The following is a 21642-nucleotide window of genomic DNA, read 5'->3' as shown; positions in this document are numbered from 1 at the left end:
TTCGCCAGGCGGCTGAAGGCGCGTCAGGGGTCCAGTTCCACGTCCCAGTAGAGATAGTCCACCCAGGACTGGTGAAGGTGGTTGGGCGGGAACCGGCGGCCCTGTTCCTGAAGCTCCCAGGCCGTCGGGCGGGCGGGCCGCCTCAGCAGGGACATGCGGGCTTCCTCGGGGGTGCGGCCGCCCTTGGCGAGGTTGCAGCGCGAGCAGGCGGTGACGATGTTGCCCCAACTGGTTCGCCCTCCCCTTGACCTGGGGATGACGTGATCGAAGGTCAGGTCCTCGGCCCGCCGGCAGTAGGCGCAGGCGAAGCCGTCCCGCAGGAAGACGTTGAAGCGGGTGAAGGCCGGCGGCCGGTCCTGGGCGACGTATTCCTTGAGGCAGACCACCGAGGGCAGCCGCATGGCGAATGAGGGGGAGCGCACCTCCTGTTCGTAGGTGGAGATCACCTCGACCCGCTCGAGGAAGACGGCCTTGACCACGTCCTGCCAAGGCCAGACGGACAGGGGGTAGTAGCTCAGCGGACGGAAATCCGCGTTGAGGACCAGGGCTGGCCAGCCTGAAGGCGCACGGTCAAGCACCTGCATGGCCGGCGCCTCCTGCCTTGCCACGGGAGTCATTTCGGAAGGTTAAGGTCCGGAAGTCGCCACTCCTCCACAGGGGTTATGGGGGATTAGGCGGCGATTCCCGCTCCTCGGGCCAGTGACAGTCGCAAGACAAAAAAAGGGGGCCCGCAAGGGGCCCCCAGTGGGAGGAAGTCGAGGAGGAAGAGGCCCTTCAGCCGACTGAGATCAGCAGGCTGCCAACGGCCGCCACGAGGCTGAGGGACAGGAGGAAGATCGGGGTGGCCCGGTCGATCAGGGTTTCAATGGCGTTGGAGGGGCAGGAGGACGGGGTCATGACAAACACACCTTCAGTTGGAGCGCCTATCGGCGCGGGGAGAACGATTTGAACAATGCTTAGATAGCACATATCTGAACGCTGTAAAGATGCGATTTGCGTTTTTTGCGCTGCAGCACATCAACCGGCCGGCAGGGCCGAGCAGACAAACAAAAAGGGCCCCCGAAGGGGCCCTTAAGACGTCCTGGAGAGACCTCAGCCCAGAAGGGAAACGACAGAGGCCACCGCGACAGTCAGGCTCAGGGCCAGGAGATAGGCCGGGGTCAGACGGTCAATGAGACGTTCAACATAAGCGAGAGACATGACACACACCTCGAAGTTGGAGCCCCGGGGGAGCGGGGCTGTTTTTTGCTGCACCTGCGAGATAAGAAGTATCTGATCGTTGTCAAGATTGCCTTGCCCCGGTTTTTGATCCCCATTACTGAGATTTCATGGAACAAGCGCCCGTCGCAGAGTCTCGCCCTTATCACCATGGCGACCTCCGCCGCGCCCTGGTCGGGGCGGGGCGCCGGCTGCTGGAGGTCGAGGGCGGGGCGGACCTTTCGCTGAGGGCCGTAGCCCGCGAAGCCGGGGTCAGCCCTGCAGCGCCCTACCACCACTTCCGCGACAAGAGCGAACTCCTGGACGCCCTGGCGATCGAGGGCTGGGACCAACTCGGCCTCGAGATGCGCGCCGCCCTTGCTGAGGCGGGCCCGGACCAGAACCGTCTGGTGACCCTGGGCGTGGCCTATGTCCAGTTCGCGCGGCAGAACACCGCCATCTACCGGGTGATGTTCGCGTGCAGCCTGAACCGCGAGACCATGCCGGAGAAACTGCGCGACGATGGGGCCTACAGGCTGGTCTGCGACACCCTGGTCGAGTCCGGTCTCGACCCCGAGGACGAAATGGGCCTGGAGCTCGCCGCCATCGCGGTCTGGTGCGCCGCCCACGGAGTCGCTGAAATGGGCGGCTTCAAGGAATTCGGACCGCTGAAGACCCATCTCGGCGGCGAGGAGGCCTTCCTTAGGGCCGTCTTCAGCCAGCTCGACATCTTTCGCCCCAAGCCGGCGGCCTGGGCCGTCTGAACACTCCGGGTGGCTAAACCCGTCTTCAGGTTCGCCCCCTCCCCGACGGGCCGCCTCCACCGGGGGCACGCCTTTTCGGCCCTCACCGCGCGGCGGGCCGCGGATTCAGCCGGAGGACGGTTCCGGCTTCGTATCGAGGACATCGACCGCACCCGTTGCCGGCCGGAATTTGAGGCGGGAATCCTCGAGGACCTGACCTGGCTGGGAGTCGGGTGGGATGGCCCGGTCCTGCGACAGTCTGACCGGTCCGCAGCCTACGAGGCGGCCCTTTCGCGGCTGTCGGAGGCGGGGCTCACCTACCAGTGTTTCCGGACTCGCCGGGAACTGGCTGAAGCCATGACCCGCGCACCGCATGGGGACGAGGCTGTCTTCCTCGGCGAACGCCTGCCGGACGCCGAAGTCCAGCGCCGCCTAGACGCCGGCGAGGCCTTCGCATGGCGGCTCGACGTCCGGGAAGCGTCGCGACGGGCGGGGCCCCTCACCTTCCTTGAAGCGGGCGCCGGGCCATTCAGCGAGACCGGCCTGAGCAAGGTGAGCCCGGAGGCGGCCGGCGACATCGTGCTGGCGCGCAAGGACATAGGGGTCGCCTACCATCTCGCCGTGGTGGTGGACGACGCCCACCAGGAGGTTACGCACGTCGTTCGCGGATGCGACCTCTTTGCGGCCACAGGGGTGCAGAGACTGCTCCAGGCCCTCCTGGGCCTGCCCGAACCGGTCTACAGGCACCACCGGCTGCTGGTCGGACCCGATGGAAAGCGCTACGCCAAGAGGGATCGTGCGGAGACCCTGCAGGCGCTTCGCGAACAGGGCGTCAGCCCGGACCAGCTTATCGCGGAGCTCGACCTTGACGGAGATCGCTGAGAGCAGCGGCGGGGAACGCCGCACCGCCATGATCGTACTCGTCGTCGGCGCCTGCATCATCGGCCTCGCCCCCATCCTGGTGCGCCTGGCGGACGCGGGGCCCGCTGCAGTCGGGCTGTGGCGTATGCTCTTCGCCCTGCCCCTCCTGGCGCTGCTCGCTCGACGGGAAAGCGGAGGCATCGGTCCGCCGGGATGGGTGCTCGGGCTTGCAGGGATCGCCTTCGCCCTCGACCTGGCCTTCTGGCACTACGGCATCGCCCTGACCTCGGTTGCCAAGGCGACCATCCTCTCCAACCTGACGCCGGTGATCGTGACAGGGGTCGCCTGGCTGGTCTTCCGCGAACGGGTGCGCCCCCTGTTCCTGGCTGCGGTCGCCCTGGCTGTAGGCGGCGCCTGTCTCATGACACTGGCCCGCGATCCGGGGCTGCCAGGGGCCAACCCCGCCCTGGGCGACGCCTTCTCGGCCATGACGGCCGTCTGGTACGCCCTCTACTTCCTGGCGGTGCAGAGGGCCCGGCGAACCCGGGGCGCCGCCCAGGTCATGTTCTGGTCCAGCCTCACCGCCGCACCCTTGCTGCTGGCGGCGTCCGGCCTGCTGGGTGAGAGGCTGACGCCGGCGACGCCAGGCGGCTGGGCGGCCTGCATCGGCCTTGGCGTCATGCACGTGGCCGGACAGGGGTCCATCGCCTGGGCCCTGGGCCGGCTGCCCGCCTCGGTCACCTCGGTCGTCGTCCTGGTCCAGCCGGTGGTCGCGGCGGTCCTTGGCTGGCTCCTGTTCGGCGAGGTCTTCGGGCCCGGCCAGATGCTGGGCGGGGCCATCGCCCTGACGGGGGTCATCCTGGCCCAGCGGGCGGCGCGCCCGGCCGCTCAGCCTGGCTGAAGCCCCCAGGCCGTCCGGGCCTCCTCGATCTCCGACATGGCGGAGTAGAAGATGGCCCAGTCATCGGCCCCTGAAATCGGCGCCCAGATCGCCTCGATCCTGTCGATCAGGAGTTCAGTGGGCGCCTCGCGGCGGAAGTAGGGATGGTCCAGCCGTTCGGGGCGGTCCGGCTCCGCCGCGGCGACCTCCCGGCGGAAATCTTCGAACATTGGCCGTCGGTAGACCTCTCCTCGGGGTCCGGCCAGGGCCCGGGCCTCGTCGCCGCAGAACCAGTCAAAGAAGAAGGGCTCCCAGCGGATCTCCGCCCCGCCCGCCGACAGGGCGCCAAAGGCGGCGCTGACCAGCCGGGCGTCCGACCCATCGCCCTGGAAGGACAGGCCCAGGCGACGCACCACCGCTCGGGCCAGCGCCTCCCGGTAGAGGTCTCCAAAGCCATTCAGGACCTCCACCAGCGCGTCTTCGGGGGAACCCGCCATCAGGAAACATCCCGCCAGCTGGCGCAGGTTCCAGAAGACCGCTTCCGGCTGTCGGCCAAAGCTGTAGAGGCCCGCATGGTCGAAGTAGGCGGCGACGAAGTTGGGATCGCTGTGCGGCAGGAACCGGTAGGGCCCGTAGTCGAAGCTCTCGCCGGTGATGTTCATGTTGTCGGTGTTGAGGACCCCGTGCACGAAGCCCGCGGCCATCCAGGCGGCGGTCAGGCGGGCGGCGCCCCGACAGGCCTCGTCCAAAAGGGCTGCGCCCGGATCGGCCTCGCCCATCCGTCCGGGAAAGTAGAGGTCCAGGGTGTAGTCGACCAGCTTGCGGACCAGGTCCGGGCGCTCCAGGGCCGCCGGCCTCTGGAAGGTTCCATACCGGATGTGGCTGTGGCTGAGCCGGACCAGGACGGCCGAACGCGTGGGGCTCGGTTCGTCCTGCCGCACCAGGGCTTCTCCCGTTTCAAGAAGGGAGAAGGCGCGGGAGGTGGGAACGCCCAGGGCCTCAAGCATGCCCGCCGCAAGCACCTCGCGCACCCCGCCCTTGAGGGTCAGACGCCCGTCCCCACTGCGCGACCAGGGCGTGACGCCGGATCCCTTGGTGGCCAGGTCCAGGAGCCGACTCGAACCCGCCTCGCGCAGCTGGGCGAAGGTGAAGCCCCGGCCGTCCCCGAGGTCCGGGTTGTAAACGCGGAACTGGTGGCCGTGATAACGCTGGGCCAGTGGGGCCTCCAGATTACCCGGGAGGGGCTCGAACCGTCCGAAGTGGGCCGACCACTCCTGTGCGGTCAGGTCGTCCAGACCCACCGACGCCGCCGCTCGTGTATTGCGCCAGCGCAGGCGCAGTTCCGGGAAGTCCGCCGCCCGGACAGGATCGGCGAAGTCGCCGCCGAGGGCCGGGAGACGGGGATCGGGGACATAGTTTGGCGAGACAGGCATCTGGTCGACATGACCGCCCCGCGCCGCCGCCGCAAGACCTGATCCTTGCCAATCTCTGCCCGCGTGTTAACCGATGGCCATGAGCCGCAAGATCACACTCGATTTCCTGAAGACCGAGGCCGCCTCGGGGATTTTCCTCGCCCTCGCCGCAGCCCTCGCCATCCTCCTGGCCAACTCCCCCTGGTCCGCGAGCTATTTTGGCCTGATCAAGCATCCCCTGACCTTCCAGGTCGGGGATATCGAGATCACCAAGACCGTCCTGAAGTGGATCAAGGACGGCCTGATGACGATCTTCTTCTTCGTCGTAGGACTGGAGATCAAGTACGAGATCCTGCGCGGTGAGTTATCCAATCCCCGCAAGCTCGCCCTGCCGGTGCTGGGCGCCCTGGGCGGAATGGTCGCCCCAGCGCTGGTCTATCTGGCCTTCAACATGGGGCCTGGCGGCGCGGTGGAAGGCTGGCCGGCGCCTGTCGCGACAGACATCGCCTTCGCCCTGGCCGCCCTGGCGATCGCCGGCCCCCGTCTGCCGCCCGCCCTGCGCACCTTCCTGCTGACCCTGGCCATCGCCGACGACCTCGGCGCCGTGGTGCTGATCGCCACGCTTTTCACCGAACACATCGACCTTCTCGCCCTGACGGGCGCAGGCGTCATGCTCGGGGCCATGGCGCTGGCGGCGCGCTGGAGGCAGGCCCCCTACCTTCTCTTCGCCGTCCTGGCGTTCCTGGTCTGGGCCTTCACCCTGGAAAGCGGGGTCAACGCCTCGATCGCCGGCGTGGCCGCCGCCATGACCATCCCCATCGAACCGCGACGTCCGGGCGAACGCGGGATGCTCAAGCAGATGATGGATGGCCTGCATCCTTACGTCGCCTACGGGATCATGCCGGTCTTCGCCTTCGCCGCGGCGGGATTTTCCTTCAGCGACCTTTCGGCGGACAACCTGCTCAGCCCCATCGCCCTCGGCGTCGCCGCCGGACTCTTCGTCGGCAAGCAGATCGGTGTCTTCGGCGCCTCCGCCCTGGCCATCCGGCTCGGGCTGGCCCGGCGACCGACCGACGCGAACTGGGCCGAGCTTTACGGCTGCGCCCTCCTGTGTGGCGTCGGCTTCACCATGAGCCTGTTCATCGGGGCCCTGGCCTTTGATTCCGAGGACCCGACGGCGCAGAGCGCCGTGCGCCTGGGCGTGATCGGGGGCTCGGTCCTGTCCGCCGCCGTCGGCATGGCCGTGCTGGCCTGGAGCCAGCGGGTCAGGGACAGGCTCGGGACCTCCTTCACGGGGCCGCCGCCCTCGGGCCACTGAGCGCCCGCCGGGCGTGCGCCCCGGCGGGGTTCAGGAGAAGGCCGCCTTCATGGCTTCCGCCGCCTCCCTTGCCGCGGCTTCCACCGCGGGAGAGACGTCTCCCATGATGTAGAAGTCGTGCAGCAGGTCCGGGTAGTGGACATGCCGCACCGGAACGCCCGCCGCCTCGAGCCGCCGGGCGTAGTCTCGGCCCTCGTCCTGCAGGGGGTCGTAACCCGCCGTCACGACATAGGCCGCAGGCGTCGCCGAGACGTCGACCTTCGACCCGAGGATGACGCGATCGATCTGCGGGTGTCCCTCGGCGGCCAGGCACTTCACGAACCAGTCGATTGCGGCCTTGGTCAGAAGGGGGCCGTCCATCCGCTTGCGGCTCTCGGTCTCGGTCTCAGGGCAGATGTATGGGTAGAGCAGCATCTGGAAGGCCAGTCGACGCGCCGGGTCCGCCTTCAGGTCAATGGCGATGGAGGCGGCGAGGTTGCCGCCCGCCGAACATCCGCCGACCCCGACGCGGGTGGGATCGAAGCCGATATCGGAAGCGTGGTCGATGGCCCACTTCGTCGCTTCCAGGCAGTCGTCATGGCTGGCGGGGAAGGGATTCTCCGGCGCCAGGCGGTAGTCGATCGCCAGGACCCGGCAGCCGGAGTAGGCGGCCAGACGCCGGCAGTGCCCATCATGGGTCTCCAGGTTGCCGATGGCGAAACCGCCGCCGTGGAAATAGACGAGGCCGGGCGTCGTCGCCGGGGCGCCGGCAGGGGTGTACAGACGCGCGCCGACCGGACCCGCTCCGCCGTCGACCTGAAGGTCACGGGTCGCCACATCCTTGGGCGCGCCGGTATTCTGGCTGGTGCGCTGCATGACGTAGCCGGCCCGGACCATGTCTGGCGGCAGGCTGTCGAGAGGCGGGGCCTCCTGGCCGGCTGCAGCGGCGGCTTCCGCCTCCAGCATGGCCTTGAAATGCGGATCCATGGTTCGGCCTCCTGCTGGCGTTGGGGGTCAGCCGACCCGGCGCTCGCGTCCCCGCCAGTAGGGCTCGCGAAGCTCCCGCCGCAGGACCTTGCCCGAGGGATTGCGCGGCAGGACGTTAATGAAGTCGATGGTCTTGGGCACCTTGTAGCCGGCGATGAGGTTCCGGCAGTGGGCGATGATCACCTCGGGGCCGGCGGCTGCGCCGGGCTTCAGTACGACGATGGCCTTCACCGCCTCGCCCCAGCGGTCGTCCGGAACGCCGATGACCGCGGCGTCGGCCACCGCGGGATGGGACATCAGGGCGTTCTCGACCTCGGCGGGATAGACGTTCTCCCCGCCGGAAACGATCATGTCCTTCACCCGGTCGTGGATGAAGAGATAGCCGTCAGCGTCGAAGAAGCCCGCATCGCCGGACCGGAACCAGCCTTCTGCGTCGATGGACTGGGCCGTAGCGTCCGGACGGTTCCAGTAGCCCTTCATGACCCCCGGGGACCGGATCTCGATCTCCCCCACCTCGCCCACCTCGGCGTCGCGGCCGTCGATGCGGATGCGGATCTCGTAGCCCGGCGAAGGCCGGCCACAGGACCGGAGCTTGCCAAGGGCGGGATCGTGGGCCTCCGGCGGCAGGTAGGCGCCGCCGCCAATCGTCTCGGTGAGGCCGTAGAGCTGCATGAAGCGGGAGCCGAACCGCGCCTGGGCCTGGGTCAGCACCTCTTCCGAGATCGGCGAGGCGCCGTAGTAGACATAGTCGAGGCGCGACAGGTCAGCCTGCGCCTGCTCGGGGTGCTGGAGCACCATGTTGATGATGGCCGGCGCGAGGAAGGCGTGGCGGACGCCATGCTCGCCGAAGAGGCGCAACATCAGGCCGATGTCGACCTCGCGCATGATGATGCAGCGCCCGCCCATCAGCAGGCCAAGCATGCCGAGGTTGGCGCCGGCCACATGGAACAGCGGCATGCAGACGAGGACGGAATCGCCCGGATCGATCAGGGCCCAGGCGGTGCTGGCGCTCTGGAAACAGGCGGCGTAGTTGGCCTCGGTCAGCTGGACGCCCTTGGGCAGGCCCGTGGTGCCGGAGGTGTAGAGCTGGATGACGTCATCGTCCGGCTGGGCCGTGCGCCGGGGATCGGCGTCGGAATGGGCGCCGATCCAGTCGCGGAAGCCCGGCCAGGCGGTGTGTCCCGGCTCGAACTGGATGCGGGTGGTGAGGTCCGGGAGATCCGCGACCAGGGCTTCGATCATCCCGGAATAGTCGGCGCCGATCACCGCCAAGCGGCAGCTGGCGTCCTTCAGGATGAAGGCCACCTCCGGGGACGCCAGGCGCCAGTTGACGGGATTGAGACAGGCGCCGGCCTTGAGGCAGCCGAACCAGAGGACGAAGAAGTCTGCATTCCCCCTGGCCAGGGTCCCCACCCGGTCGCCTGGGCGGACGCCGGCGGCGATCAGGGCGTTGGCGCACCGCGACGACAGAGCATCCAACTCGGCGTAGGTGATCGACTCGTCCTGGAAGACCAGGGCGACGGCCTCCGGGCGAACCTGGGCGTGATGACGCACCACATCCGCGCTGCAGGACAGGTCGGGCAGGATGATTTTCGGTACGTCAGGCATGGGGACGCTGTCCGGCGGGATCGGGGCTTGTCGTCGTCTTGAAGGCAGCGGCCGCCCCGGACCCAGAGCCCGGGGCGGCGCCGGCCTTACTCTGCGGCCTGGGGGGCGTAGCCCAGGACGGCCTTGGTCTCGAGGAACTCGTGGAAGCCGTAGTCGCCCCACTCGCGCCCGTTGCCGCTCATCTTGTATCCGCCGAAGGGCGCCATCATGTCGCCGCCCCCGCCATTGATGGACACCTGGCCCGCCCGCAGCTTGGAAGCGATCTTCCGGGCCTTGTCGAGGTCCGCCGACTGGACGTAGGCGGCCAGGCCGTACTCGGTGTCGTTGCCGATATCGATCGCCTGGTCGACGGAGTCGTAGCCGAGGATCGACAGGACGGGTCCGAAGATCTCTTCCGCAGCAATGGTCATGTCGTTGGTGACGTTCGCGAAGACGGTGGGCTTCACATAGTAGCCCTTGTCCAGGCCATCCGGCCGGCCCGTGCCGCCGATCACCAGGGTCGCGCCCTCGTCGATCCCGGCCTGGATCAGCTTCTGGATCTTGTTGAACTGGACCTCCGAGACCACGGGGCCGAGCTGCGAGTTGCCGTTAGGATCGCCGACGGTCACCTGGGAGGCGGCCTCGCGGGCGACGGCGATGGCCTCGTCCATGCGGGTCTTCGGCACCAGCATCCGGGTCGGGGCGTTACAGGACTGGCCGGAGTTGGTCATCATGGTCGCCACGCCGCGGGCCACGCCCTTGGCGAAGGCGTCGTCATCCAGGACGATATTCGGGCTCTTGCCGCCCAGCTCCTGGGCCACGCGCTTGACGGTCGGGGCGGCGTTGCGGGCCACCTCGATGCCCGCACGAGTCGAGCCCGTGAAGGAGACCATGTCGATGTCCGGATGGCTCGACAGGGCGGCGCCGACGGTCGGGCCGTCGCCGTGCACCAGGTTGAACACGCCGGCGGGAACGCCCGCGGCCTGCATGATCTCGGCGAAGATGTGCCCGGAGAAGGGCGCCACTTCCGACGGCTTCAGGACCATGGTGCAGCCGGTCGCGATGGCCGGGGCCACCTTGCAGACGATCTGGTTCAGGGGCCAGTTCCAGGGGGTGATGAAGCCGCAGACGCCGATCGGCTCCTTCACGAGCAGGGTCGGGCCGCGCTGCTCCTCGAACTTGAAGTCCTTGAGGACGTTAATGGCGGTCGACAGGTGGCCGAGGCCGATCGGCACCTGGGCGCGCTGGGCCAGCGAGGCGGGCGCGCCCATTTCCTCGGTCACGGCCACGGCGAGGTCGCCGAAGCGCTTCTGGTACTCGGCCAGGATGCGGTTCAGGACATCGAGGCGCTCCTCACGGGTGGTCTGGGACCAGGTCTTGAAGGCCTTCTTGGCGGCGGCGACAGCCTTGTCCACGTCCTTGGATGAGCCCAAGGCGATCTTGCCGCAGACGCCCTCGGTGGCGGGATTGATGACGTCGAGGGTCTTCAGCTCGACCGGATCGACCCACTGGCCGTCGATGTAGAATTTCACGTACTCGCGCATGGCGTCCTCCGGGATGTGGTTCTTGCGGGGCGCCGGGAAACCCGCGTGCGCCTTCGTCTTCCTACAATAGTGATCGGGCGCCCCTGTGGAAGGGGGATTCAGACTCGGAAGTCGCGGCGTCAGGTCTGGTGAACCAGGGCCAGGCCGGCGACAGGGCTTCGGCCCTTCAGGACATAGCCGGCCCGAATGGAGCCAATGTAGAGGTCCCGGAGGTCCGCCCCGCCCCAGGTGACGTTTGTCGGATGGTTGACGACCTCGCCGGAGGGATCGTGGATCACCGTCACCTTCTCTCCCGCCGGGGTGATGGCGACAACCTTGTTCGCCGCCGGCAGGCAGACCCACAGGTTCCCCTCGGCGTCCATACCGACCCCGTCGGTATAGCCCAGGTCCTCTTCCTTGGCCGGCGGAAGGCCACGACCTGCAAGTTGTCCCAGAACCGGCCCGTAGCGGACCCCGGGCCCCAGCCGGCCGCCAGGCAGGATATCGAAGGCCAGGACATCGGCGGCGGAGGTCTGGGCGCAGAAGAGGCGACGGTGGTCCGCCGACAGGGCCAGGCCGTTGGGGAACATCAGGCCCTCAGCCACGATCTCGCAGCTCCCGTCGGGCCTGAGGACGAACACGAACCCGTCGGCCCGGCCGTCCAGCGCCTGGGGCCAGGTGTCGGCATGGGTGGAGTTGGCGCACCAGATGTTCCCGTCGCGGTCCATGACCGGATAGTTGGCGCTGGTCAGCCGCCGCCCACCGACCTCCGCGACCAGGGTTTCATGGACACCCGTCGCCGGATCGAAGCGCTGGAGGGGTCCCTCCTGCCGGTCGTAGATGCCGAAGTTGGCGATCAGGATCCGCCCCTCACGGTCCATGTTGATCCCATTCGGCGCGCCGCCCTTCGGCCCCATTCGCACGAAGCCGCCATCCGGCAGGATCTCGGCCACGGCGCACTGGTGATCAGAGGCGAACACCCGGCCCCCGGCGCTGACCACCACGTCCTCGGGGCGGTCGATGCCCACGGCGATCTTCTGGAACGCGGAGGTGTCGATTGGGGAAAGCGGCATGGCGGGCTCCTGCAGGGCGTCGGACACTCTGTGCCCAGGCGGGCCGCCTCGACAAGTCCAGCGACCCCCGCTAAAGCCCGTCCTGCTGCAAGGAGTGCCCAATGAGCCCCCTCTTCATCGTGATCGCGTTCTTCGTCGTCTTCGCCGTGATGAACATCATCGACATGGGCCGGCTCGACTAGGCCCGTGCCCCGCTCCGAGCGCGGAACGGCCCTGGTCACTGGCGGGCCCCGCAGGATTGGAAGGGAACTCGTCCGCGCCTGCGCCACCGCCGGCTACGACGTCGCCGTCCATTGCCGCCGCGAGGATGATGACGCCCGGGCGGCCGTGGCCGAGGTCAGGGCCCTGGGTCGGGAGTCCGCCGCCTTTGCCTGCGACCTTGCCGACGAGGGGGCCGTCTCGGGCCTGGTCGCCCGCGTGGTCGCTGAGCTCGGCCCCGTCACCCTGCTGGTGAACTGCGCCTCCCTCTTCAGGAACGACGCCTTCCACCAGCTGGAGCGCAACTCCTGGGACGAGCATCTCGACATCAACCTCCGCGCGCCCCTGGTGCTCTCGCGGGACATGGCCGCCCAGGGCCTGCAGGGGCAGATCGTCCACATCCTTGACCAGAGGGTCCTGGCGCCCGGTCCCGACTACTTCTCCTATACGCTTTCCAAGGCCGCCCTCTGGTCGGCCACCCGCATGATGGCGATTGATCTGGCCCCCCGGATCCGGGTCAACGCCATCGGTCCAGGCCCGGTTCTGGCCAACCCCGACCAGTCGCCCGCGGACTTCGAGGCCGAGGCGGCGTCCACCCCCCTCGGACGGGCCGTCGATCCCGCCGATATCGGCCGGGCCCTGACCTACCTGATCGGCGCGACCAGCGTGACCGGCCAGATGATCGCCGTGGACGGCGGTCAGCACCTGGACTGACCCTTGCCTGGTCCCGACCGCCTGATCCGCAGCCAGAAGGTCCTCGTCAGGGGGCTCAAGCTGGACGCCTTCATCGGCGTTTACGATCACGAGAAGAATCGCGCGCAGCCCCTCGTGATCGATGTTGAGGTCGATCTGGCGCCGCACCGGGTCGAAGGGATTGAGGGCACATTCAACTACGAAGCGGTGGTCGCCGCGGCGCAGGCGATCGTCGCCGAGGGCCATATCGACCTGGTCGAAACCTTCGCCGAGCGGCTGGCCGGAGCCTGTATTGGACAGGACGCGGCGCAGCGTGTCAGGGTTTGCGTCCTGAAGCCCATGGCCCTCGCTCCGCAGGCGGATGCAGCGGGCGTGGAGCTGGTCCTCGAGAGAACCGCGACATGACCGAATCCACGACGGCGCTTCCCCGGGATGAGAACCTGGCCCTGGTGATCGTGATCTACGGGCTCTACGTCGCCTCGCTCCTGGGATTTGCACCGGCGGCCCTGGTCGGCGTCATCATGGCGCACGTGGCCGGGGGCACTGCGGGCCCCGTCGCCGCCAGCCACTACAGGTTCCAGGTCCAGACCTTCTGGATCGGCCTCGCCGCCTGGACCGTCGCTGCGATCTCCATCTTCTGGGGGACGCTGCTGTCCGCCATCCTGATCGGAATTCCCTTCCTGATCGTCGCCATAGTCTCGGTGGGCGCGATCTGGCTCTGGGCCCTGGTCCGAAGCGCTGCAGGACTGGTCTGGGCCGCCCAGGGATCCAGCTGCCACCGGCCGGACAGCCTGTTCCTCTGAGCTCAGTCCGCCGCCGGCTTGATGCCGACTGTATCGCGCATCGCCGAGTCGACGAGCTCAAGGGTCCTGACGGCCGACCGGCCGAGAGATCGCAAGCCTTGGTCGGACAGGACATCCAGCGCCGAGGAGAGGGCGGCGCGGGCGCCCGCCCGCTCGCCGCGGTCCTTGCGGGTGATCTCCAGGCGAGCCAGCAGGAGACGGGCGAGGTTCAACTGGAGAAGAGCCCAGGACTCCCGGTCGCGAACCACCAAGCCATTGGCCAGTTCTTTCCGGAAGGCCTTCTCTGCGGAGTTCAGGACCGCGACATCTCCTGAGATTTCCGCAGCCCGGGCCAGGCAGAGTGCGCGATGCGCCGCGGCCTTCGCCCTGAGGACAAGGCCATCCCGCCGGGAGGTGATGCTCAGGGCCCGGTCGAAGGCGCTGATGGCGCGCTCGAAACTGCGCGCGTCGCCAGCGAGATCTCCAAGGACCTCGTATCCAAGGCCAAGGACGTACTCTCCCTGGGCCCGGTCAAGAGGGCTGTGCTCGAGGGTGAGGTCGGACAGGACGGACGACATCAGGTTGACGCCAGCGATGGCCGGCTCAGCATCGCCTTCGACCTCGCCAAGGGCGATCTGGGCCCGGGCGCGGGCAAAGCCGATCCGGGCAATGGTCAGGGGTTCGAAATCCGGCGTCAGCCCCGAGGCTGCAGACAGGGTGTCGCGGACCGACGCGCGCAGCAGAGGCGCATCCGCCAGACGCGAGCCCCACTCACACAGCATCTCGGCGCGAAGGATGTGGCCGTCGACAGACAGCATTCGAGCGGCACGGATCCGGCTGGACATGGCCTTCAGGTCGGCGATGGGCTGGGCGAAACGGGCCGCGGCCACCCGGGCGGCCTGGGCGTCTCCCGTCGCAAGGGCGCGACGCCCGGACAGGGCGAGAAGGCCGATCTCCGCCAGCGGCGCCACAAGACCGCGCCTGGGCCCGGACAGGCTGTCCCGGAAGGCGGTCTCCGCGGAGTCCAGCAGCCGGCTGTCCCCGAAGAGCTCCGCGCCAAGCAGGGCGGCGAAGGCCTGCTCGCAGCGCGCGCGGGCCCAGCCGGCGGACCGGACGCCGTAGAGCTCCAGGGCGCCCTCAGCTGAAAAGGCGGCGCGGCTCAGGGCCCTCACCTCGCCGCTGCGTCGAGTGACCTCCCGCCAGAGGATGGCGGCGTCCAGGCGAAGCTGGGACCGCTTGCGCCCAGAGGCGCGACCGGCGGCGTCGTCCGCTTCCGAGGCCTCCTTGAGAAGCATGGCGAGAGGCAGGACCTCGACAAGGGACATGTCATCGGCGCTCAGCCCGTCACGCAGGGCGCCGCCCTGCTCTTCGATCAGCTTCCTGACCTGACGGTTCAGTCCGAACATCCGCCATCCCCGGCCAGCAGTGTCCCGAAGCGGACCGAAAGACTGCAGGCCAGGGGAGTCGTGCAAAGATCATGCCGGTGCTGGAGGGCCTTCACCATCACCGGACAGGACAGCGGCGCAGTCCGCAGGACCCAGACGACGCCAGGCTCCCGGCGGAAGATCTGCGGGCAGGTCAAGGGCGCCGATCCGGTCCCTGTGAAGCCCCAGGACCTGGTTCCCGACCGCCGAAAACATGCGGCGGACCTGATGATATCGTCCCTCAGTGACGGTCAGCTGGGCCAGAAAGGGTCCAAGCACCTCCAGCCGGGCCGGCGCCAGGGGGCGGTCCTCGCCGTCGAGCATCAGGTCGCCCCGCCCGAAAATCTCCGCCTCGTCACCCCTCAGCGGATCCCTGAGGGTCGCGATGTATCGTTTTGGCGCATTTGAGCGTGGCGAAATGACACGATGAAGGAAGGCCCCGTCATCCGTGATCAGGAGAAGGCCCGTTGTGTCCCTGTCCAGCCGACCGATGCTGGAGAGGGAGGGCGTCCGGCTTCGCCAGCGGGAGGGCAGCAGCTCGTAGACGCTGCGTCCAGGCTCCCGGTGCGAGCAGACCACCCCTTCAGGCTTGTGCATCATCAGGACCAGGGGCGCTGGAGGATCAAGGGGCGCGCCCTTCACCGTCATGCGCTCTGGGAGGTCCGGGGTCAGGGAGATCCGTGCGCCGGCGTCGGAAACCGCCTGGCCATCGAGGACAATGGCGCGGTCGCGGACCAGGGCGTGGACCTCCCGCCGCGATCCGTAGCCAAGGTTGGCGAGGAGCCGGTCAAGCCGGACAGCGGGGGGACGGCTCATCGGATCGCCTCGTATACCTTGAAGCCGCCCGTCTCCGCGCGAAGGCGCACGCTGGAAAAGGCTTCGGCAAGCGTGGCCTCGTAGGGCAGGTGTCGGTTGGCGGTCAGCCAGCAGACCCCGCCAGGCCCCAGGCGCCGGGCGGCGACGGAGATGAAGGCCGCCCCCAGGGCCCGATCCTCCCGGCCCCCGTCGTGGAATGGGGGATTCATGATTACGAAGTCGAGATCCCCGCCTCCCTGCGCCATCCGGCGCACGTCCCCATGGTGGAAGCTGGCGCGGGCGTCCGCGACATTGCGGCGAGCGCAGGCGATGGCGCGTCGGTCGAGGTCCCAGAGCTCGATGGTGGAAACCTCGGGGCTTTCAAGGGCGTGAAGGGCGAGGACGCCGATCCCGCAACCCAGATCAGCCCCGCGCCCCCGGAGCGCAGGGGCCGCGCCGAGCAGGAGGGCCGTGCCGGGATCCGGCCGGTCCCAGCTGAAGACACCTGGCTGGGTCCAGAGTCCCAGTCGCGGGTCCAGCCGCGGGCCGCCGGCCTCCAAGGCGATGTCCAGACCGACGGGATGCGCGGGCCGGAGGGTCCGGCAGATCCGTTGCCGCCGGCGCGGTTCGTCCGTCACCTCGCAGCCAAAGGCCCGGAGGGCGGGGGCGATGCGCGATCCGCCGCGGTCATTCGGCGCGAGGGCGATGATCCGTGCGCCCGGCGGCAGGAGCTGGAGGGTCCTCGCCAGGACCCACTCTCGTTCCAGGCGGCCAGGCGGCGCCAGGATGAGGGCCGAGGCGAAGGCGACTTCGGGCGTCTCGGCGAGGTCTACGCCTCCGGGATCCAGGGGCGAGACCTGGACCGCGCCCTCCGGCTCCCGGAACAGGGCCGGCGGGGGTTGGCCGTAGAGGAGGACCGGAGGCGTCATCCCGCCCTCAGCCGCGCTCTCGGGTCCGGGCGAAGCTGAGGGCCGGATAGCGCTCGGCCACATATCCCGTTTCCCATCCCGACTTGGAGAGGAAGACCGGCTGGGAGTCGATGTCCTCGGCCATCGCGGTGCGATAGGCGGCGGAGAAGGCCTCCAGGTCGGCGTCGGTCCCGGAGACCCAACGGGCCTCGGCATAGGGGCTGGTCTCGAAGACCACTTCCAGCTGGTACTCGCTGGCCAGCCTGTCGGCCATGACCTCGAACTGGAGTTGGCCCACGGCGCCGACAATGAAGTCAGACCCGATCTGGGGCCGGAACAGCTGGGTCACCCCCTCTTCCGCCAGGCCCTCGAGGGCCCGGCGCAGGTGCTTGGCCTTCAGCGGGTCCTTTACCCGCACACGCTGCAGGATCTCGGGCGCGAAGTTCGGCAGGCCGGCGAAGCGCAGGGCGCCGCTCTCCGAGAGGCTGTCTCCCACCCGCAGCACGCCATGGTTGGGGATGCCGATGACGTCGCCGGCGAAACCTTCCTCGGCCAGCTCCCGGTCGGAGGCGAAGAACATGATCGGGGCGTTCACCGAAAGCTGCCTGCCGGTGTTCTGGACCTTGAGCTTCATGCCGCGCTGGAAACGCCCGGAGCACAGGCGAAGGAAGGCGATCCGGTCCCTGTGGTTGGGATCCATGTTGGCCTGGACCTTGAAGACGAAGCCGCTGACCTCCGCATCGCCGGGCGCCACGTGCGTCTCGGTCCCCGACCGCACGGCGGCGACCGGACGGGGCGGCGGCGCGTAGGCCCCGAGGCCGTCCAGCAGCTGCTCAACCCCGAACCTGCGAAGGGCCGAGCCGAAGAAGACCGGCGTCATGTGGCCCTCGAGGAAGGACTGGGGGTCAAAGGCGGGCGAGGCGCCGAGGACCAGCTCGGTGCTCTCCAGCAGCTCGTCCCTCTCCCCGGGAGACAGGTAGGCGTCGATGGCGGCGCCGTCGGCAGGCACGGCGGGCGGGTGGCCCGACTGCTCCCGCTCGGTCGCCGACCTCTCGAAGGGCAGGAACTGTCGCGACCTCAGGTCCAGCATGCCCTTGAAGCGACCGCCTGAGCCTGCTGGCCAGAAGAGGGGGGCGGGATCGAGGGCGAGCTTGGACGCGATCTCGTCCAGGAGCTCGAGAGGATCCTGCGCCTCCCGGTCCATCTTGTTGATGAAGGTCACGATGGGAATGTCGCGGAGACGGCAGACCTCGAACAGCTTCAGGGTCTGGGGCTCTATGCCCTTGGCGGCGTCCAGCACCATGACCGCGGCGTCGGCGGCGGTGAGGGTCCGGTAGGTGTCCTCCGAGAAGTCCTCGTGACCGGGCGTGTCCAGCAGATTGAACATCATGCCGTCGTGGTCGAAGGTCATGACGCTGGCCGAGACGGAGATGCCCCGTTCGCGCTCGATCTTCATCCAGTCAGAGCGGGTCCGGCGGTTCTCGCCGCGCGCGCGCACCTGCCCGGCCGCGCGGATGGCGCCCCCGGAAAGGAGCAGGGTCTCCGTAAGGGTCGTCTTGCCCGCATCGGGGTGGGAGATGATCGCGAAGGTGCGGCGGCGGGCGGCCTCGGCGGCGGGGGACTGGCTCATCCGCCGGAGGTAGCCCGCGGGCGCCCCGGGCGCAATTCACCGGGCCAGACTCGCGGCCGAAAAGCCTCAGGCCCGGGCGGGACGACCCAGCTTGTTCCAGACTTCCCTGTTCGCCCAGGCCCCACTCTTGTGGGTTTCCTGCACGTTCAGGAGTTGGGCCAGCATGTCGAAGGCGACATTGCAGTACCGGACAGTGACATCCTTGGGGTTGCAGCCCTGGTGGGGCGGGATGAAGAGCACGCCGTTAACGTCAGGCTGCTTGGCCATGATGAATGCCGCCAGCTTGCGGGCCTGCTCCGGCTGGCGCAGGTGGAGGTGCGGTTCTTCCGCGTAGAGTTCCTGCCCCAGGATCAGGACCTGGGGAAAGGTGATGTCACGCACGTTGAAGCCGATCAGGTCCTGGACCATGGCCTTCTGGTCGAACTGCATGACCCAGTCATTCATCAGGAAAAGCATGACAGAGACTCCCTGCAGGTCCTGCTAAGCCATTCTGGGAAGGGCGAGCGTGTTCCGCCCTTGCGTCAATTAGGTCCAAAGCCCGGCGAAATCCAGTGTCCGCCTCAGTCGTCCTCGACGTCTTCGGTCAGGAAACTTCGACCTTGCCGGTCCTCGACCTCCACCACCCAGAGATCAGGATCGATGCGGCGCGCACGCTCCACATAGGCGTCGAGTTCGGCCTCCGTCTCGGCCCTTGAGGGACGCATCCAGATTGTCTCGCCGTCTGCGCGGGTCGCTTCGGCGTAAAGCCGGACACTGTTGTCCGTTCGATTGATGACCTTCACGAGAACAGAACCCGCCCGCGCGTCGCCCTTGCGGACAACGACGGCGTAGCCTCCTCCCAGTTCAGCCCGCCGGATGAGCGCGGCCACCCAGATGTCCGTGGAGAATTTCAAGCGTCCCGCCGCTGGTCTAGGATGAATCCGGCGGCGATGCCGCCCGGCCCCGGAAGGAAGGTTTCCATGCCCCATCCCCGAGCGCTCTTCAATCCCGCGATCCTGGCGGTCCTTGTCGGGCTGCTGGCCCCGTCGATGGCGACGGCGGCGAGCGCAGTGGACCTCTACTATGAGCGCAGCCTGATGGCCGAGGCGGGTAGCCTGTGCGGCCTCTTCACGCCCCAGGTGCAATCAGCGCTGGTCTCCACCCGGGAGCAAGCCAGGGGCGCGGCCCTTCGGTCGGGGGTCTCCAACCGGGACGTTCAGGCAACGGGTGAACGGGCCCGGTCCCGGGCGCGGGCTGCAGGCTGTAACTCCCGCGACATCGCGGTCGCAGCCCAAAGGGTGCGCAGCGGCTTCGAGGGATATGCACGCCTGGTTCGGCAGGATTTCCCGGGAGACATTTCCGGCTGGAAGGCCGATCGCTCGGTGAGTTCCCAGAAGCTGCTCTGGCGGCTGACCCAGGACGTCCGCCAGGGCCCGGCCCAGATGCGCTTCGGCATCGCCGGGCGGACCGGAGCGGACAGCCTGATGGCGGTGGTGAGTTTTCCCGGGGGCGCTTCGCCCGCCTCGGCCCGGATCATCATGCGGGACCGCCGCCTGACCTCCGGCGCCTACATCGACTCTCGGGGGGAAAGCCTTCGGACCTTGCCCCTGTCCCGCCGGTTGCCGCGGGCGGGTCCCTTCGAAACCTACACAGCCGAGGCGCGCTCTCCTGCGGGTGCAGACCTTCTGCCGCCAGGCGTCCGGTCGGGCTGGGCCCTCCGCTTTCCCGCCCAGGCTGCGGCGGCCCTGGCCGACCTGGACCCAAGGGAAGCCGTGCAGGTGGAGTTCGTCTTCCCCTCGGGACCGCCGCAGCGACTGTATGTCGAGGTGGGCGACTTCGCCGCGGCACGGGCCTTCCTCGCCGCCAGGCCGGGCTGAACCCCGCCGCTCAGGACAGGTCCAGCTCCGGCTGGGTCTGGTCCTCGACCACCACTGGCAGCCGGACCTCCGCCTCGGTTCCCTCCCAGGGCCGGCTCCTCAGGGTGAGTTCGCCGCCATGCAGCCCCGCCAGGGCCTTGACGAGGCTGAGTCCCAGGCCCGACCCCGCAGCCTTCTGTTCGGGTGCGCCGGCCTGCTCGAAGGGCCGCCCCAGCCGTGCGAGGTCTCCGGGCAGGATGCCCCGGCCTGTATCGGTGACGCCGAGGACGAGGTCGCCCCCCTCGCCCCTCAGGGTCAGGGTCACCCGGCCTCCCGGGGGGTGGCCTTAACGGCGTTGGACAGAAGGTTCAGCGCCATCTGCTTGAGGGCGCGGCGGTCCGCCCGGACCTCGATGCGCTCCCGCATGTCCGGCGCGGCGAAGGTCAGGCCCGCGCGCTCCACCTGCCCACGCATGAGCCGGATCACGGCCGTAGCGGCCTCCCGGGCATCGAAGACCTCGGTATGGAGCTCGAACCTCTCGGCTTCGACACGGGACATGTCCAGCACGTCACTGATGAGTTCCAGAAGGAGCTCACCGGACTCGTGGATCAGCTCAGCATAGCCCCTGTAGCGCGGGGGCATCGGACCCAGGACTTCTTCACGCATGGCGTCTGCAAAGCCCATGATGGCGTTCAGGGGCGTGCGAAGCTCGTGGGACAGGCTAGCGAGGAAACGCGACTTTCCGGCGCTGCGCGCCTCGGATGCCTGCAGGGAAGCCTCGAGGTCCGCCTCGCAGGGCGCCAGGAGGCGAAGGTCCGTCATCCGGCAGGCGAAACCTCCGTCCGGGCCCCGCAACAGTTCAATGGCAAGCCAGTCCGACCCCCCGGATTCCGTCGAGGCCCTGAGGCGGGCGACCCCGCCGCTTCGGGCCTGTTCGAGGGCCTGCTCCACCGCGCCAGGCCTCGCAAAAGGGAGGAGATCGGCGAAGCGGTTTCCGACCCGGGGCCCCGGACCGCCTTCCAGGCCCGCCCCCCAGATCGCCAGTATGCGACCTGTAGACCCCAGTTGAAGGACCTGGCCGGGCAGGAGGCCAAGAAGGGCCGTCGCGGAGGATGTCTCCGGTGGTCCTGACGGTCGTTCCGCCGCCTGACGCCGACTCGCTGCCATGACGGCAGGCTAGCCCCCGCCCTGTCCGCCTGGGAGTCCAGCCTGTGAATTCCCGGTGGATAACCCCGGGCCCACCGGTCGCACCGCGTTCGACCGGCGCGGAATGGCGAAACCGGGTTTTCCTTTGGCTGGGCGCACTCTAGAGCAAGCCGCAATGGGGCTCGGCTCGGACGTGTCCTGAACCCCCTCACCGGACCCAGGCCCTTGACCGACTCCGCCGCCCTCCAGGCCCGCCTTCAGGATCTTGTCGAGACCTTCGACCTGCTGGGCGACTGGGAAGAGCGCTATCGCCACGTGATCGATCTTGGGCGTAGCCTCGCGCCCCTCAGCGATGCGGAGCGGACGGAGGCGAACCGGGTCCGGGGCTGCGCCAGCCAGGTCTGGCTGGTGACCGAGGCCGCGGAAGACGGCGGCCTGGTCTTCCGGGGCGACTCCGACGCCCACATCGTCCGGGGCCTGATCGCCCTGCTGCTGTACCTGGTCTCGGGACTTCAGCCGGCCGAGATCGCCGGCTTCGACGCCGCAGCGGCGCTGGATCGGCTGGGTTTGTCTGGCAACCTGTCCTCCCAGAGGACAAATGGCCTCGCCGCCATGGCGGAACGGATTCGCAAGGACGCCCGCGCCCGGCTCCCCGCCGCCTGAGGCCGGAG

Annotated in this window: 24 protein-coding genes; 9 read left to right on the top strand and 15 right to left on the bottom strand. The window is 68.6% G+C overall.

Annotated elements, in window-relative coordinates:
- Positions 1-23: 23 nt before the first annotated feature.
- Both HYN04_RS02785 and HYN04_RS13750 read right to left on the bottom strand, forming a co-directional pair.
- The gene (locus tag HYN04_RS02785) at positions 24-584 is read right to left on the bottom strand and encodes an HNH endonuclease (RefSeq protein ID WP_110449347.1); all 561 of its coding nucleotides are present in this window, start codon (positions 582-584) and stop codon (positions 24-26) included.
- Between the two features lie 190 nt (positions 585-774).
- Positions 775-897, bottom strand: a complete 123-nt coding sequence (locus tag HYN04_RS13750; protein ID WP_277870404.1) for a hypothetical protein — start codon at positions 895-897, stop codon at positions 775-777.
- 431 nt (positions 898-1328) lie between these two features.
- Here HYN04_RS13750 and HYN04_RS02780 point away from each other — a divergent pair, with 431 nt between their 5' ends.
- From HYN04_RS02780 to HYN04_RS02770, 3 genes are read left to right on the top strand one after another with little or no spacing between them, the layout of a single operon-like run.
- Positions 1329-1961, top strand: a complete 633-nt coding sequence (locus tag HYN04_RS02780) for a TetR/AcrR family transcriptional regulator (protein ID WP_110449346.1) — start codon at positions 1329-1331, stop codon at positions 1959-1961.
- 9 nt (positions 1962-1970) lie between these two features.
- The gene (gene gluQRS / locus HYN04_RS02775; RefSeq protein WP_110449345.1) at positions 1971-2822 is read left to right on the top strand and encodes a tRNA glutamyl-Q(34) synthetase GluQRS; all 852 of its coding nucleotides are present in this window, start codon (positions 1971-1973) and stop codon (positions 2820-2822) included.
- Entirely contained in the window at positions 2806-3702 is an 897-nt protein-coding gene (locus HYN04_RS02770; protein WP_241962676.1) for a DMT family transporter, read from the top strand. Before gluQRS ends, HYN04_RS02770 begins: the two co-directional genes overlap by 17 nt.
- Here HYN04_RS02770 and HYN04_RS02765 read toward each other — a convergent pair.
- Positions 3690-5114 (bottom strand): protein adenylyltransferase SelO, encoded by a 1425-nt coding sequence (locus tag HYN04_RS02765; protein ID WP_110449344.1) that lies wholly within the window; start codon positions 5112-5114, stop codon positions 3690-3692. The two genes, HYN04_RS02770 and HYN04_RS02765, sit on opposite strands and share 13 nt — an antisense overlap.
- Before the next feature lie 79 nt (positions 5115-5193).
- On the opposite strand from HYN04_RS02765, the gene nhaA reads away from it, so the two are divergent.
- Entirely contained in the window at positions 5194-6411 is a 1218-nt protein-coding gene (gene nhaA, locus HYN04_RS02760) for a Na+/H+ antiporter NhaA (RefSeq protein WP_110451264.1), read from the top strand.
- A 30-nt stretch (positions 6412-6441) separates the two neighbouring features.
- On the opposite strand, the gene HYN04_RS02755 is transcribed toward nhaA, so the two are convergent.
- From HYN04_RS02755 to HYN04_RS02740, 4 genes are all read right to left on the bottom strand, one after another.
- Positions 6442-7377, bottom strand: coding sequence for an alpha/beta hydrolase (locus tag HYN04_RS02755; RefSeq protein ID WP_110449343.1), 936 nt, complete (start codon positions 7375-7377; stop codon positions 6442-6444).
- Between the two features lie 27 nt (positions 7378-7404).
- Positions 7405-8985, bottom strand: coding sequence for a long-chain-fatty-acid--CoA ligase (locus HYN04_RS02750; protein ID WP_199285986.1), 1581 nt, complete (start codon positions 8983-8985; stop codon positions 7405-7407).
- Positions 8986-9071: 86 nt separating this feature from the next.
- Positions 9072-10508, bottom strand: a complete 1437-nt coding sequence (locus HYN04_RS02745) for an aldehyde dehydrogenase family protein (RefSeq protein WP_110449342.1) — start codon at positions 10506-10508, stop codon at positions 9072-9074.
- A 119-nt stretch (positions 10509-10627) separates the two neighbouring features.
- On the bottom strand, positions 10628-11560 hold the full coding sequence (locus tag HYN04_RS02740; RefSeq protein ID WP_110449341.1) for an SMP-30/gluconolactonase/LRE family protein: 933 nt from the start codon (positions 11558-11560) through the stop codon (positions 10628-10630).
- A gap of 186 nt (positions 11561-11746) precedes the next feature.
- On the opposite strand from HYN04_RS02740, the gene HYN04_RS02735 reads away from it, so the two are divergent.
- From HYN04_RS02735 to HYN04_RS02725, 3 genes are read left to right on the top strand one after another with little or no spacing between them, the layout of a single operon-like run.
- Positions 11747-12472 (top strand): SDR family oxidoreductase, encoded by a 726-nt coding sequence (locus HYN04_RS02735; RefSeq protein WP_110449340.1) that lies wholly within the window; start codon positions 11747-11749, stop codon positions 12470-12472.
- A 3-nt stretch (positions 12473-12475) separates the two neighbouring features.
- Complete coding sequence (gene folB / locus HYN04_RS02730; RefSeq protein WP_110449339.1) at positions 12476-12856, top strand: dihydroneopterin aldolase; 381 nt, start codon at positions 12476-12478, stop codon at positions 12854-12856.
- Positions 12853-13254 carry a hypothetical protein gene (locus tag HYN04_RS02725; protein ID WP_110449338.1) on the top strand — a complete coding sequence of 134 codons (402 nt, stop codon included), beginning with the start codon at positions 12853-12855 and terminating at the stop codon, positions 13252-13254. Before folB ends, HYN04_RS02725 begins: the two co-directional genes overlap by 4 nt.
- Positions 13255-13256: 2 nt before the next feature.
- Here the strand turns inward: HYN04_RS02725 and HYN04_RS02720 are convergent, their stop codons facing one another.
- The 6 genes from HYN04_RS02720 to HYN04_RS02695 all read right to left on the bottom strand — a co-directional run bounded on the left by HYN04_RS02720 (position 13257) and on the right by HYN04_RS02695 (position 18883).
- On the bottom strand, positions 13257-14639 hold the full coding sequence (locus HYN04_RS02720; protein WP_110449337.1) for a hypothetical protein: 1383 nt from the start codon (positions 14637-14639) through the stop codon (positions 13257-13259).
- A 69-nt stretch (positions 14640-14708) separates the two neighbouring features.
- Positions 14709-15473: a pseudouridine synthase gene (locus tag HYN04_RS02715; RefSeq protein WP_110449336.1), complete on the bottom strand. Its 765-nt coding sequence runs from the start codon at positions 15471-15473 to the stop codon at positions 14709-14711.
- A complete protein-coding gene (locus HYN04_RS02710) occupies positions 15470-16381 on the bottom strand; it encodes a class I SAM-dependent methyltransferase (RefSeq protein WP_110449335.1) in 912 nt (303 codons plus the stop codon). Before HYN04_RS02710 ends, HYN04_RS02715 begins: the two co-directional genes overlap by 4 nt.
- Positions 16382-16388: 7 nt before the next feature.
- The gene (locus tag HYN04_RS02705) at positions 16389-17990 is read right to left on the bottom strand and encodes a peptide chain release factor 3 (protein WP_110449334.1); all 1602 of its coding nucleotides are present in this window, start codon (positions 17988-17990) and stop codon (positions 16389-16391) included.
- Between the two features lie 66 nt (positions 17991-18056).
- Positions 18057-18446, bottom strand: a complete 390-nt coding sequence (locus HYN04_RS02700) for a hypothetical protein (RefSeq protein WP_110449333.1) — start codon at positions 18444-18446, stop codon at positions 18057-18059.
- Positions 18447-18550: 104 nt separating this feature from the next.
- Positions 18551-18883, bottom strand: coding sequence for a DUF1491 family protein (locus HYN04_RS02695; RefSeq protein ID WP_110449332.1), 333 nt, complete (start codon positions 18881-18883; stop codon positions 18551-18553).
- A 66-nt stretch (positions 18884-18949) separates the two neighbouring features.
- Here HYN04_RS02695 and HYN04_RS02690 point away from each other — a divergent pair, with 66 nt between their 5' ends.
- Complete coding sequence (locus tag HYN04_RS02690; RefSeq protein ID WP_162599517.1) at positions 18950-19846, top strand: hypothetical protein; 897 nt, start codon at positions 18950-18952, stop codon at positions 19844-19846.
- A 10-nt stretch (positions 19847-19856) separates the two neighbouring features.
- Here HYN04_RS02690 and HYN04_RS13745 read toward each other — a convergent pair whose 3' ends face one another.
- Both HYN04_RS13745 and HYN04_RS13740 read right to left on the bottom strand, forming a co-directional pair.
- Positions 19857-20150 carry an ATP-binding protein gene (locus HYN04_RS13745; protein WP_277870403.1) on the bottom strand — a complete coding sequence of 98 codons (294 nt, stop codon included), beginning with the start codon at positions 20148-20150 and terminating at the stop codon, positions 19857-19859.
- Complete coding sequence (locus HYN04_RS13740) at positions 20147-20647, bottom strand: sensor histidine kinase (RefSeq protein ID WP_277870402.1); 501 nt, start codon at positions 20645-20647, stop codon at positions 20147-20149. The genes HYN04_RS13745 and HYN04_RS13740 overlap by 4 nt, the downstream gene beginning before the upstream one ends.
- A 549-nt stretch (positions 20648-21196) precedes the next feature.
- Between HYN04_RS13740 and HYN04_RS02680 the strand changes: the two genes are divergently transcribed.
- Positions 21197-21634 (top strand): SufE family protein, encoded by a 438-nt coding sequence (locus HYN04_RS02680; RefSeq protein WP_110449330.1) that lies wholly within the window; start codon positions 21197-21199, stop codon positions 21632-21634.
- Positions 21635-21642: the final 8 nt, after the last annotated feature.

This window comes from Phenylobacterium parvum (genome assembly GCF_003150835.1).
In the GTDB taxonomy this organism is placed as follows: Bacteria; Pseudomonadota; Alphaproteobacteria; order Caulobacterales; family Caulobacteraceae; genus Phenylobacterium; species Phenylobacterium parvum.
This window is presented reverse-complemented; position numbering and strand designations above follow the sequence as displayed.